Origin of the sequence: Bacillus sp. 0909A, assembly GCF_036765115.1 — a bacterium.
Lineage (GTDB): Bacteria > Bacillota > Bacilli > Bacillales > Bacillaceae > Bacillus > Bacillus mojavensis.
This window is the reverse complement of the sequence record NZ_JBAIZU010000002.1, coordinates 563,561-576,940: the sequence shown is the minus strand read 5'-3', so window position 1 is coordinate 576,940 and position 13,380 is coordinate 563,561. Positions and strand designations below refer to the sequence as shown.

The window sequence follows — 13,380 nt, the reverse complement described above, 5'->3', positions numbered from 1 at the left end:
TCAATTCGGAGGTGCAGGATGAATTTGACATTTCGATGGTATGGACGAGGCAATGATACCGTCACACTTGAACATGTGAAACAAATTCCCGGGGTGAAAGGCATCGTCTGGGCCCTCCATCATAAACCTGTCGGGGAAGTGTGGGAAATAGAAGAAATCAAAGCCGAGACGGAATATATACAATCCCATGGTTTTCATGCGGAGGTTGTCGAAAGCGTGAACGTTCATGAAGCGATTAAACTGGGCAGCGAAGAACGCGGCCGGTACATTGAACATTATAAGCAGACCATCCGCAATCTGTCTGCTTTTGGCGTGAAAGTGATTTGCTACAATTTTATGCCGATTTTCGACTGGACGCGCACCGACATGTTCCGTCCGCTGGAAGACGGCTCAACCGCTCTGTTTTTTGAGAAAGCCAAAGTAGAGAGCCTGGAGCCTCAAGAGCTGATCCGGACGGTGGAAGAAGCGTCTGACCTGACACTCCCGGGGTGGGAGCCTGAAAAAATGGCTCAGATCAAAGAACTGTTTGAGGCCTACAGGGCGGTCGATGAAAAACAGCTCTGGAACAATTTATCGTTCTTTTTGAAGGAAATTCTGCCGGTTGCTGAAGCGCACGGCATTCAAATGGCCATTCATCCGGATGACCCGCCTTGGCCGATTTTCGGATTGCCGCGTATTATCACAGGAGAGGCAAGCTATGAGAAGCTGCGGGCCATATCAGATTCACCTTCTAACTGCATCACCTTATGTACCGGTTCAATGGGGGCCGATCCCTCCAATGACATGGTGGAAATTGCTAAAACATATGCCGGGCTTGCTCCATTTTCACACATCCGCAATGTGAAGATCTTTGAAAATGGCGATTTTATTGAAACATCTCATCTGACAAAGGACGGTTCGATTAATATTCAAGGTGTTATGGCAGAACTGCACAAGCAGGATTACAACGGATATGTCAGGCCGGATCACGGTCGCCATATTTGGGGAGAACAATGCCGTCCAGGCTACGGCTTATATGATCGCGCTTTAGGCATTATGTATTTGAACGGGCTGTGGGACGCGTACGAATCAATGGCGAAAAAAGAGGTGGAATTATGATTCCTCTTCATCATCGGCTGGCAGGTAAAGTTGCTGTTATCACAGGCGGTAGCGGTGTGCTCTGCTCGGCAATGGCCAGGGAGCTTGCCCGCCATGGCATGAAGGTGGCGATACTGAACCGGTCAGCAGAAACAGGACAAGAGGTTGTGAGGGACATTACAGAAGCTGGCGGCACGGCATATTCCGTTTCTGCTGATGTACTGGACAGGACGTCGCTAGAGAGGGCGAAGACTGATATCCTTGACCGATTTAGCGCTGTTCATCTCTTAATCAATGGAGCAGGAGGAAATCATTCCGCTGCGATTACTGATGTGGAGACATATGAAGAAGAGGGAGAAGGGCAATCATTCTTTGATATGGATGAAAACGGATTTTCAACTGTTTTCTCAACCAACTTCACTGGGGCTTTTCTGGCTGCCCAAGTGTTTGGAAAGGAACTGCTAAAGGCAGATTCACCGGCCATTGTGAATATCTCATCAATGAGCGCTTATTCTCCTATGACGAAGGTTCCGGCGTACAGTGCGGCCAAGGCATCAATCAATAACTTTACAATGTGGCTGGCTGTTCATTTTGCGGAAACCGGACTGCGGGTTAACGCAATCGCACCAGGCTTTTTTCTGACAAAACAGAATCACGATCTGCTGATCAATAAGGATGGAAGCTTTACAGACCGCTCTAAAAAGATTATTGCGGGAACACCGATGAAGCGCTTTGGAAAACCAGAGGACCTGCTCGGCACGCTTCTTTGGCTGGCGGATGATTCCTATTCAGGCTTTGTCACCGGCATCACTGTTCCTGTCGATGGAGGATTTATGGCTTATTCAGGAGTGTGACGAAAGCAGCTACAGATACTGAACCAACATAGGGGTGAGGTTGAGATGTTTTCAAAAGATAAGCTTCCAGTCATCCTTTTTTTGTTCCTGGCTGGTGTAATTAATTATCTGGACCGTTCGGCATTGTCCATTGCAGCTCCATTCATTCAGGATGATCTCACACTGTCCGCTACACAAATGGGCTTGATTTTCAGCAGTTTTTCGATTGGATATGCCGTCTTCAATTTTCTTGGCGGTGTGGCATCTGACCGCTATGGAGCAAAACTGACCTTATTTGTGGCCATGGTCGTTTGGTCGCTGTTCAGCGGAGCAGTTGCTTTGGCTTTTGGCTTTGTCAGCCTGCTGATCATACGAATTTTGTTTGGCATGGGGGAAGGGCCGCTTTCGGCGACCATCAATAAAATGGTCAATAACTGGTTCCCGGCGACTCAGCGGGCGTCTGTTGTCGGAGTCACAAATAGCGGAACGCCCCTTGGCGGAGCCATTTCCGGCCCAATTGTCGGCATGATCGCCGTTGCATTCAGCTGGAAGGTTTCCTTCGTTCTGATCATGATCATCGGATTGATTTGGGCATTTCTCTGGTTAAAATGTGTAAAAGAAAAGCCAGCTGAGCCAATGGGCAATGCACCTGCGATGAAAGTAGAAGCTGCTCCCGAGGAAAAAATTCCGCTGACCTTTTATCTGAAACAAAAAACAGTTCTGTTCACGGCGTTTGCTTTTTTCGCTTACAACTACATCCTTTTCTTCTTTTTGACGTGGTTTCCGAGCTATCTTGTCGAGGAGCGGGGATTAAGTGTTGGGTCAATGAGTGTCATTACAGTCATTCCGTGGATTTTAGGATTTATCGGCCTGGCAGCCGGGGGATTTGTTTCTGATTATGTATACAAAAAAACAGTCCGGAAAGGCGTGCTGTTTTCGCGTAAAGTCGTGCTTGTCACGTGTTTGTTTTCTTCCGCGGTATTGATTGGTTTGGCTGGGCTTGTCACCACAACTGTAAGCGCTGTTACGCTCGTGGCTCTGTCCGTCTTCTTTTTATATTTGACGGGTGCGATCTACTGGGCTGTTATTCAGGATGTAGTCGATCAAAAGAATGTCGGTTCTGTTGGCGGATTCATGCATTTTCTCGCCAACACCGCAGGCATCATCGGTCCCGCTTTGACCGGCTTTATTGTTGACCGGACGGGTACTTTTTCTGGCGCATTTTTACTTGCCGGAGGGCTGGCCGTATTCGCTTCGCTGGCTGTCATCCGTTTTGTGCGGCCGATCATCGGCAGCACTGCCGGAACGCATGCTGATGATACGGTTTCTTATTAATCTGGAAATATGGTGGGAGAGGCGGTGTGTTTGATGATACAATATGTAATAACTAATCGCAGCCGGAATGATAAGGAAGGGAAATAGATGGTAACCATTAAAGATATCGCAAAACTTGCAAATGTATCCCACACAACCGTTTCCAGAGCACTCAATAACAGCCCTTATATTAAAGAACACACGAAGAAAAAAATATTGGAGCTTGCATCACAGCTCAACTATACACCGAATGTGAATGCGAAAAGCCTTGCAATGCAAAAATCCCATACGATCGGGCTTTTCTTTACAAGCATCACAAACGGAACCTCACACAGTTTTTTCGCTGATACCATAAAAGGCGTAAACCAGGCGATCAGCGAGGAGTACAATCTGTATGTGCGCGGCATTGATGATCTGAAAAGCTATGATTCTGTAACACCAATGAGATATGACGGCATTATTTTAATGAGTCAAAGTGATATTGATAATTCTTTTATTTATCATATTCAGGAAAAAAAGATCCCGCTCGTCGTGCTGAACCGGGATATCGATGACAGGGGCATTACCAACATATTGTCCAATGACAAGGAAGGTTCTCAGGAAGCTGTAGAATACTTGATTGAAAACGGACATCAAGACATCGCAATCATTGAGGGAATCGAAGGATTTAAATCCTCTCAGCAGCGAAAGGAAGGCTACTTAGCGGCGCTGATTCGCCATCATATCCCGATTAAACATGAATACAGTGTAAAAGGGCAATACGATATGGAGAGCGGCTTTCAGGCGATGGAACGTTTGCTGGCGCTTCCTAACACGCCAACCGCTGTCTTTTGTTCGAATGATGACATGGCGATCGGAGCAATGAATGCCATATTTGCCAAGGGGATGCGCGTGCCTGATGATATATCTGTCATCGGATTTGATGATATTGGTTTTTCACAATATATTACGCCAAGGCTTTCAACAGTGAAACGTCCTGTCGAGAAAATCAGCGTGCTCGGTGCAAAAAAATTATTGGCGCTGATCAGCACACCTGATACAAAAGCAGAAAAAATCTTTGAAAACACAGAGTTTATGGTGCGTGACTCTGTAAAAAATGTCACGACATGATGCCCCGTTTTTCCAGCGGGCATTCTTTATACAGAAAAATGTTAACGTGTGCATAAATCTGAAAGGGAGGCAATGACGGTGCAAAAGCTGAATAAAAAATTGTACGAAGGCTATACACAGTATCCAGAAAGGATTCTCCAATTTGGGGAAGGGAATTTTCTGCGGGCGTTTGTCGATTGGCAAATTGAACAATTAAATCGACAAACTGATTTCAATGGAAGTGTCGCAGTTGTACAGCCGAGAGGCTCAGAGAAAATCAATAGATTAAATGACCAGGATGGCTTGTATACTCTTTTTTTACAGGGAATGAAGGATGGGGAAGCGGTAAACGAAAAGACGATTATCAATTCAATCAGCCGCGGTATTGATCTGTTTTCCGACTATGACGAGTTCAAAAAGCTGGCTTCAAGCGAAGAGCTGCGTTTTATCATTTCTAATACAACCGAAGCTGGTATTGTTTGTGAGAAAGAAGACTGCTTAGAGGATAGGCCGCAAAAAACATTTCCAGGGAAATTAACAGCTTTTCTGTACTTTCGCTACCAGGCTTTTGCCGGAGACGAGACAAAAGGGTGTGTCTTGATTCCATGTGAGCTGATTGAAAATAACGGGCAAAAGCTAAAGGAAGCGGTTCTGCATTATGCTGATCTATGGGAGCTGGAAGAGGGGTTTACGCAATGGATTCAGAACGCCAACACGTTTTGTCATAGTTTAGTAGACCGCATTGTTCCCGGTTATCCTGTAGACAGCATTGATGAGATCACTGCGGAATTAGGCTATCAAGATGAACTGGTTGTTGTGGGAGAACAGTATTATTTATGGGTGATTGAAGGGCCGAATTGGATTGAAGAAGAATTGCCCTTTGCGGCAGCCGGTCTCCATACAAAGGTTGTCAGCGATCTGACCCCATATCGGACGAAAAAAGTAAGAATTTTAAATGGCGCGCATACGGCAATGACGCCAGTGGCTTCTTTATACGGTTTGAAAACGGTGCGTGATTCAGTTGAACATCCGAAAGTGGGGCGCTTTGTTGAGGAACTGATTTATGATGAAATACTTCCTGTTTTAAAAATGGAAGGGCTTACTCAATATGCGGAGGATGTGCTGAATCGCTTTAAAAACCCGTACATCAAACATTATGTAGAAAGCATCGCACTGAATTCAGTATCAAAATTCAAAACGAGAAACCTGCCGACCCTTCAGGAATATGTTGAACAGAAGGGACAGCTTCCTGCACGTTTAGTGTTTTCATTCAGCGCGCTTCTGTATAGTTATCGGAATAGGGAAATGCAGGATGACCCGGCTGTTCTTCGATTTTTCCAAGAGGTTTGGATTCAGGAGACCGGAGATATGCTCCGTATCGCTTCAGCCTTTTTAGGAGAACAATGGCTGTGGGGAGCAAATCTGAATGAGATTCCGAAGCTGACTGAGAGAGTCGCTGAGTACTTGAATCATATTCATGAACTGGGAATGGAGCGGGCTCTTGAACAATGCTGTCTGCAAAGGGGGAAAGTGCTGTGAAATCATTTATAAAGATTCATAGACAGGATAATGTTTTGCTTGCTCTGCGTGATATTCAGAAGGGAGAGCGGCTGAATGCGGGCGGCGTGATGATTGAAGTAAAAGATGATATTAAAAGAGGCCATAAAATTGCATTGCAGCATATAAAGGAAAACGACAGCATCATCAAATACGGGTTTCCGATCGGGCATGCGTTAAAAGATATTTTTATTGGAGAGCATATTCATGTTCATAATACAAAAACAAATTTATCTGATATCCAAACGTACAGTTATACACCGAAATTTGAACAAAATCCATACACACATGAGAACCGGACATTTAAAGGATATAGAAGAGAAAACGGAAATGCCGGTGTTCGCAATGAATTGTGGATCGTGCCAACCGTCGGCTGTGTCAATGGAATTGCCGAAAAAATGCTTCAGCGGTTTGTCAGAGAAACGGGGGATATTGCCCCGTTTGACAATGTGTTAGTGTTAAAACATCAATACGGATGCTCACAGCTTGGCGATGATCATGAAAATACTAGGCAAATCCTGCTGAACGCCATTCGCCATCCAAATGCCGGCGGTGTCTTGGTGCTGGGGCTCGGCTGTGAAAATAACGAGCTGGCAGCCATGAAAAAAGCGCTTCAAGATGTCAACAAGGATCGGGTGAAGTTTCTCGAATCCCAGTCGGTGACAGACGAAATGGAGGCAGGTGTCGCATTGCTGAAGGACATCCATGAAGCCGCCAAAGGGGATAAACGGGAAGACATCCCGCTTTCTGAACTGAAAATAGGGTTGAAATGCGGGGGATCTGACGGTTTTTCCGGCATCACAGCGAACCCATTGCTCGGACGGTTTTCTGATTATATCATCGCGCAAGGGGGCAGCACGGTCCTGACGGAGGTACCTGAGATGTTCGGTGCGGAAACGCTGCTGATGCAGCGGGCTGCCAATGAAGAGGTATTCCATAAGATTGTCGATTTAATTAATGATTTTAAACAATATTTTATACAGCATGATCAGCCGGTGTACGAAAACCCTTCGCCAGGCAACAAAGCAGGCGGCATTTCCACCCTTGAGGATAAATCGCTGGGCTGCACGCAAAAAGCGGGGATTTCTCCTGTCTCAGATGTATTAAAATACGGAGAAGTGCTTAAGACAAACGGACTGACGCTTTTGAGCGCGCCTGGTAATGATTTAATCGCCTCCTCCGCATTGGCTGCGGCGGGCTGCCAGATTGTCCTGTTTACAACGGGGCGAGGCACGCCGTTCGGCACTTTTGTTCCAACGGTAAAGGTGGCGACGAATTCACAGCTGTACGAGACGAAGCCGCACTGGATTGATTTTAACGCAGGTCTCTTAGCAGAGGATGATGTTCATGAGGAATTTGTGCTTCGAGAGTTTATCGATTATATCACGAAGGTTGCAAGCGGAGAGCTTGTGAATCACGAAAAAAATGACTTCAGAGAGCTTGCTATTTTTAAATCGGGTGTGACGCTATAACAAGAAAGGCTATCCTGTAAAGGATAGCCTTTCTTGATTAAATCAGCTTTAGTCCGCTGATTAAGATAATGGATGCCATAATAAATTGCAGCGGACGGGGGGAAAATCTAGGTGAGAGATGACTGCCAACCAGCACCCCCGGAATGGAACCGATAAGCAAATTGGCCGCTAACAAATAATCAACGCTCCCGAAGCTTGCATTTAAAATACCTGCAGCAGTAACGAGCAGAAAAGCATGCGCAATATCGGTTCCGACAATGTCGGATGTTTTCATTTTAAATAAGTACAGCATAGCAATCGCAAACAACGAGCCGGAACCGATCGATGTTAAGCCGACGATAAATCCAAACACGACACCGATTAGAATCGTAAGCATTCGCTTATCTTCTAGCGGCATCAGCTGCCAGCGGTTCGGGCGAAGTTTTTTGTCCAGAAACAGGCGGACGATGATCGAAATGGCAACTAGGGTCAGAACATAACCAAGAGCGTGTTTAATAATCTCTTCCTGATGCTGGTGGAAGGCGGGGAACAAATGAAGTATGCCAATGGCTATAGAAGCACTGGGAATACTGCCGATGGCTAAGTATTTTACCAATTTAAAATTGATTGTTTTCTGCCGCCAATGGGACGCAACGCCAAACAGCTTGGTGATTGAGTTATAGACAAGGTCTGTGCCGACCGCTATGGAAGGATTGATTCCAAGCACTATTAAAAGAGGAGTTAAAAGCGCAGCTCCGCCTACACCTGTCAATCCGACTAAGACACCGACTAACAAACCCATTAAAATGATGCTAACACTCATGATAAAGGCCTCCTGAAAACCCGACTATTTTTATCAGATTATATATGATTAGGTCGCTTTAATCAATTAAATTTTTTGAATATTTGTACGTATGCTTCGTTGATTTTTGTATGCTCAATATCTTTATTCATTTGCCCTATAATGAGTGTCAGGACGAGATGGGAGTAAGTTTGACGGGTTAAAACAGGTCATTCGGGTCGGTATTTGGCGAATTAGGTCAACCATCAGCCAGCTATGTGCCAATACCGGCTGTCACTGTAAATCGCGGTGTGTATTGGATGCGGTAGGAAACGAAGGCAATAAAAAAGATACCTTTAGGTCAGGTATCTTTTTTTAGGTTACATACGCTGCTGATAAAACGGCAGCTCCGTATGGCCCATTTCTCTTACATAAACAAACAGGTTGCCTTTATGGTGAATTTCATGCTCCATCGCAAGCTGAAGCAATGCGCTGCCAGTGACTTTTCTTCCGAAAGCAGCTGTCAAATCAATTTCTCTGTTAAGGTGTTCCTCAGTCAGCTGTTCAAGGATGGCAGCCGTTTTTTCTGTATACGTTTTAGCCAAAACATTGAGATCCGTTTCCGTTTCTTCCTGCTGGTTTTGAAAAGGTGAGGCATTGCCTTCTTTAATGACATTTGCGAACAGATGGAAAGACGTCAGGATGTGCTTGACCAGCTCTTCTGCTGACATTGATGTTTCCGTCGGTTTGTAGCTGTAATGGTCTTTGCTGATTTTTTCTGTCAGCTCAATCGTCACATTGCGATGTGACAAAAAGTGACTCACAGTTTGAGTGGATTGGGTCAATAGAATCTCCTCCATATTCAAAATAAATGGTGCAATGAAATCCTATATCAATGGGCATAAATTAACAAGCAATATGCTAAGAAGTGATTGTATATTCTTGCGGTTAGCCGAAATTCGACAATTGCGGTCTTTTTGCGTTCTTCTTTTTCTTGTAAATATGATAAAATATGACATATCTCGGGTATATAAAAGGGGGGATTAATTGAGGATGAAGCAGACTATTCCGTCCTCTTATGTCGGGCTTAAAATTAATGAATGGTATACCCATATCCGGCAGTTTCACGTAGCTGAAGCAGAACGGGTCAAGCTCGAAGTAGAAAGAGAAATCGAGGATATGGAAGAAGATCAAGATTTGCTGCTGTATTATTCTCTAATGGAATTTAGGCACCGTGTTATGCTGGATTACATTAAGCCTTTTGGAGAGGACACCTCACAGCTAGAGTTTTCAGAATTATTAGAAGACATCGAAGGGAATCAGTACAAGCTAACAGGACTGCTCGAATACTACTTTAACTTTTTTCGTGGGATGTATGAATTTAAGCAGAAAATGTTTGTCAGTGCCATGATGTACTATAAGAGGGCAGAAAAGAACCTTGCCCTTGTGTCAGACGACATTGAAAAAGCTGAATTTGCTTTTAAAATGGCTGAGATCTTTTACAATTTAAAGCAGACGTATGTCTCTATGAGCTATGCCGTTCAGGCATTAGAAACGTATCAGATGTATGAAACGTACACTGTCCGCAGAATCCAATGTGAATTCGTTATTGCAGGTAATTATGATGATATGCAGTATCCAGAAAGAGCATTGCCCCATTTAGAACTGGCTTTAGATCTTGCAAAGAAAGAAGGCAATCCCCGCCTAATCAGTTCGGCCCTTTACAATCTCGGAAACTGTTACGAGAAAATGGGTGAACTGCAAAAGGCAGCCGAATACTTTGAGAAATCTGTTTCTATTTGCAAGTCGGAAAAGTTCGATAATCTTCCGCATTCTATCTACTCATTAACACAAGTTCTGTATAAACAAAAAAATGATGCCGAAGCGCAAAAGCAATATCGTCAAGGATTGGAAATCGCCCGTCAGTATAGCGATGAATTATTCGTGGAGCTTTTTCAATTTTTACATGCGTTATACGGAAAAAACATTGACACAGAATCAGTCTCACACACCTTTCAATTTCTCGAAGAACATATGCTGTATCCTTATATTGAAGAGCTGGCGCATGATGCTGCCCAATTCTATATAGAAAACGGACAGCCTGAAAAAGCACTTTCCTTTTATGAGAAAATGGTGCACGCACAAAAACAAATCCAGAGAGGAGATTGTTTATATGAAATCTAAATGGATGTCAGGTTTGTTAATCGTTGCGGTCGTGTTCAGCTTTACTCAGGAGATGGTCCATGCAGGAGAAACAGCAGATACAGAGGGAAAAACATTTCATATTGCGGCACGCAATCAAACATGATGATGACAAAAAAAGACCCTCATGGGTCTTTTTTATTTCAGCTTCCATTGTTTTATGGTTAGCTCAGAAGATCTGCTTGTCACCAGAGGATCTGCATGTCCGATTTCCTTCGCTTCTTCCAGCGATCCTGCTTTGATGACGTAGGCTCCGCCTGTGCCGTCGCTGAATGGCCCGAACATTTTTAAGCGCTTCTCTGCCTGTAAGCGACCTAAAAATTCATAGTGGCCGGCTACATGCTCCTGATTGAATTGACCTGTTCTTGTTGTCAGCATTAAGTACGTATTCATCTCATACCCCTCCTATTAAACTTCAGTGTTTAACACGATTATCCATATATCGATGATGGATGATAGGAGCTTTTCGTCCTACGAATGCCACTTATTAATGAAAAAAGAAAAAGGAGAGATGATAGGTGAGCATTCAAGTGAAGAAAAATTTGGTTTCTGAGGCGAAGTACGCGCTGAAATGCCCGAATGCGATGACCGCTGAATACATTACCATTCACAACACGGCCAACGACGCGTCCGCTGCCAATGAAATCAGCTACATGATCGGGAACACCAGCTCGACAAGCTTTCATTTCGCGGTTGACGATAAAGAGGTGATTCAAGGACTGCCGCTTAACCGTAACGCTTGGCATACCGGTGACGGCACAAACGGTACAGGCAACCGCAAGTCGATCGGCGTTGAAATTTGCTACAGCAAATCGGGAGGCCCAAAGTATGAGGCAGCCGAGGCATTGGCAATCTCTTTTGTGGCACAGCTTTTGAAGGAGCGGGGCTGGGGAATTGACCGTGTCAAAAAGCACCAAGACTGGAACGGTAAATACTGCCCGCACCGCATTTTATCAGAGGGGCGCTGGGAGCAAGTCAAGGCGGCAATTGAAAAGGAATTAAACGGTGGCGTATCACCGAAAAAAGCTTCTTCTTCTGCGCAAGTGTATTATGTGAAAAAAGGAGATACGCTGTCCGGCATTGCAGCAACACATGGTGTCAGTGTGAAAACACTGCAAAGCTTCAATCACATTACTGATCCAAATTTCATTAAAGTCGGACAGGAGATCAAGCTTTCAGGGAACGCTTCTTCTAAAAGCCATGCCACATCCTCATATCCGCTGCCATCCGGGGTAATCAAAGTAACGAGCCCGCTGACAAAAGGCACAAAAGTAAAGCAGGTGCAAACTGCACTGGCAGCTCTATATTTTTATCCTGATAAAGGGGCGAAGAATCATGGGGTGGACGGTGTATATGGGCCAAAAACAGCAAATGCGGTGAAACGCTTTCAATCTGTCAGCGGATTAACAGCAGACGGCATTTACGGTCCGAAAACGAAAGCCAAAATGGAACAAAAACTATAATGAAAAAAAGGATGCTTCACCTGAATGGAGCTTCCTTTTTCATCTTACATAAACGCAGCGAGAACTTCTCGAATATCGTATATACTTTTAGACTGATTTGGCACAGCAGGGGAGCGCCGCGCTACAAAAGGATTTCAGAGTTTTTGACAATTTCCTAGGCTTAAAGCTGCCATGGAAATCTAGAGAAGCAAAAATCTTCGAGCATTAACATAGAAAAAAAAAGACCCGGTGATCACCGGGGAAAATAAATAGAAAGTTAAAGGTTTAAGTTTAGTGATATTTTTTATATTCTACTTTGTAATCATAGTCATGCTTGTCATGATCATAACACTTTTTGCCATGGTCATAATATTTTTTATCATGGTCATAGCACTTTTTGTCGCAATCGTAATCTTTCTCATGATCATCATAATACTTTTTATCATGGTCATAATACTTCTTGTAATATTTCTTTTTGTAAGTGTAATACTCTTCTTTATATTTTTTATAATAACCCATGTTTACTCCTCCTTTAATGTTTGATCAGTTTTATTATATGATTTCAAAAAGAGATGGTATGGTCATATGTATTCGTCATTAAAAAAAGGCTGTTTTAAATAGACAGCGTGCCAGCTTACATCAGTTTGTTAAAAGATTTGGCAAGCATGAAGACATAAAATAGAACGTCTGCTGAATAAACGTAATAATAGTTTAGCCTCGTTTGAGTAAACATGTTTTCCGCCCTGTAACTTGATATGCTTGTGTACGATTGTTTTTTGCCGAGTAATCCACCTGTAGATCGACCGTATAAGACGTGTGTCAGAATCACACTCCAATGTAAACGCCGCATTTTTTCTTCTCTAGTAAAAGAAGAGCTAACTTTTCTTTCGCCTCAGCTGTAGAGTCAATCTACCAATAAATCCCTTCATCGATCTCCTGAAATGTAAATACGATAAAAAGGTTTTCATTCATAGATGAGTAGCGTAAACTGGTGCTGACTGATAAAGGAGAGCGCTTAGCATGAAAGATATGTATGACAGTTTTTTATCCCTTTCTGCGTCTGAATCGGAGTACCGGATTATTTATGAAGAGAACAGCGGGAGCGAGCATATTGTTCTTGGTCCTCACGGCGGAAGAATTGAGCCGGGCGTCAGTGAACTGGTGCGGGCATTTGCTGATCAATGTTCCATTTATATTTTTGAAGGATTGAAGCAGCGCAATAACCGTTCGCTTCACCTGACAAGCACTCGTTTTGATGAACCGCTTGCTTTAGAAAAAGTAAACGCCCACCGATTTTCACTGGCCTTTCACGGCTACCGTGATCTGAAAAAGCCGCATACATTGGTCGGAGGCGCGGATCGGAGAAAAGCAGCAGCCATTTGTGGTTTGCTGAATGAGGCGGGGTTCAGTGCGGAACTGGTCAATGAAAAAGACCGGCTGGCAGGTGTCCATCCGCAAAATATCGTCAATCGGACAAAAAGGGAGATGGGGCTGCAGCTGGAACTGAGTACGGCGCAGCGAAGCGCGCTATTTCACAATTTTGGCTGCCGTAAAGGACGGTACATAGAAAACAAGCTTTTTTCTCAATATGTGAATGCCGTTAAGCTTGGTTTTTATGGAAATAGCAAGTAGGA

General features: G+C 44.1%; 14 protein-coding genes. 10 read left to right on the top strand and 4 right to left on the bottom strand.

The features are described 5' to 3' along the window. Positions 1 to 18 precede the first annotated feature (18 nt). The 6 genes from uxuA to V6D42_RS08215 all read left to right on the top strand — a co-directional run bounded on the left by uxuA (position 19) and on the right by V6D42_RS08215 (position 7,342). Positions 19 to 1,098 carry a mannonate dehydratase gene (uxuA, locus tag V6D42_RS08240; protein ID WP_333512887.1) on the top strand — a complete coding sequence of 360 codons (1,080 nt, stop codon included), beginning with the start codon at positions 19 to 21 and terminating at the stop codon, positions 1,096 to 1,098. Beyond that, a complete protein-coding gene (locus V6D42_RS08235) occupies positions 1,095 to 1,931 on the top strand; it encodes an SDR family oxidoreductase (RefSeq protein WP_333512886.1) in 837 nt (278 codons plus the stop codon). The genes uxuA and V6D42_RS08235 overlap by 4 nt, the downstream gene beginning before the upstream one ends. Before the next feature lie 45 nt (positions 1,932 to 1,976). After that, complete coding sequence (locus tag V6D42_RS08230; RefSeq protein WP_333512885.1) at positions 1,977 to 3,245, top strand: MFS transporter; 1,269 nt, start codon at positions 1,977 to 1,979, stop codon at positions 3,243 to 3,245. 87 nt (positions 3,246 to 3,332) lie between these two features. Further along, a complete protein-coding gene (locus V6D42_RS08225) occupies positions 3,333 to 4,334 on the top strand; it encodes a LacI family DNA-binding transcriptional regulator (RefSeq protein ID WP_333512884.1) in 1,002 nt (333 codons plus the stop codon). Between the two features lie 78 nt (positions 4,335 to 4,412). Next, the gene (locus V6D42_RS08220) at positions 4,413 to 5,852 is read left to right on the top strand and encodes a tagaturonate reductase (protein ID WP_333512883.1); all 1,440 of its coding nucleotides are present in this window, start codon (positions 4,413 to 4,415) and stop codon (positions 5,850 to 5,852) included. After that, entirely contained in the window at positions 5,849 to 7,342 is a 1,494-nt protein-coding gene (locus tag V6D42_RS08215) for a UxaA family hydrolase (RefSeq protein ID WP_333512882.1), read from the top strand. Before V6D42_RS08220 ends, V6D42_RS08215 begins: the two co-directional genes overlap by 4 nt. A 37-nt stretch (positions 7,343 to 7,379) precedes the next feature. Here the strand turns inward: V6D42_RS08215 and V6D42_RS08210 are convergent, their stop codons facing one another. Together V6D42_RS08210 and V6D42_RS08205 are read right to left on the bottom strand one after the other, a co-directional pair. After that, positions 7,380 to 8,144 (bottom strand): sulfite exporter TauE/SafE family protein, encoded by a 765-nt coding sequence (locus V6D42_RS08210; protein ID WP_044156273.1) that lies wholly within the window; start codon positions 8,142 to 8,144, stop codon positions 7,380 to 7,382. Between the two features lie 338 nt (positions 8,145 to 8,482). After that, complete coding sequence (locus V6D42_RS08205) at positions 8,483 to 8,947, bottom strand: DinB family protein (protein ID WP_333512881.1); 465 nt, start codon at positions 8,945 to 8,947, stop codon at positions 8,483 to 8,485. A 202-nt stretch (positions 8,948 to 9,149) separates the two neighbouring features. On the opposite strand from V6D42_RS08205, the gene rapA reads away from it, so the two are divergent. Beyond that, positions 9,150 to 10,286 (top strand): response regulator aspartate phosphatase RapA, encoded by a 1,137-nt coding sequence (gene rapA / locus V6D42_RS08200; RefSeq protein ID WP_326130621.1) that lies wholly within the window; start codon positions 9,150 to 9,152, stop codon positions 10,284 to 10,286. After that, positions 10,276 to 10,410: a phosphatase RapA inhibitor PhrA gene (gene phrA, locus V6D42_RS08195; RefSeq protein ID WP_010333880.1), complete on the top strand. Its 135-nt coding sequence runs from the start codon at positions 10,276 to 10,278 to the stop codon at positions 10,408 to 10,410. Before rapA ends, phrA begins: the two co-directional genes overlap by 11 nt. A 32-nt stretch (positions 10,411 to 10,442) precedes the next feature. Here phrA and V6D42_RS08190 read toward each other — a convergent pair whose 3' ends face one another. Continuing rightward, entirely contained in the window at positions 10,443 to 10,697 is a 255-nt protein-coding gene (locus V6D42_RS08190; RefSeq protein ID WP_333512880.1) for a YciI family protein, read from the bottom strand. A 125-nt stretch (positions 10,698 to 10,822) separates the two neighbouring features. On the opposite strand from V6D42_RS08190, the gene V6D42_RS08185 reads away from it, so the two are divergent. Beyond that, positions 10,823 to 11,767: an N-acetylmuramoyl-L-alanine amidase gene (locus V6D42_RS08185; protein WP_333512879.1), complete on the top strand. Its 945-nt coding sequence runs from the start codon at positions 10,823 to 10,825 to the stop codon at positions 11,765 to 11,767. Positions 11,768 to 12,037: 270 nt separating this feature from the next. Here the strand turns inward: V6D42_RS08185 and V6D42_RS08180 are convergent, their stop codons facing one another. Continuing rightward, a complete protein-coding gene (locus V6D42_RS08180; RefSeq protein WP_026014694.1) occupies positions 12,038 to 12,265 on the bottom strand; it encodes a hypothetical protein in 228 nt (75 codons plus the stop codon). A 501-nt stretch (positions 12,266 to 12,766) separates the two neighbouring features. Here V6D42_RS08180 and V6D42_RS08175 point away from each other — a divergent pair. Next, entirely contained in the window at positions 12,767 to 13,378 is a 612-nt protein-coding gene (locus tag V6D42_RS08175; protein WP_333512878.1) for a poly-gamma-glutamate hydrolase family protein, read from the top strand. The last annotated feature ends 2 nt before the right edge of the window (positions 13,379 to 13,380 follow it).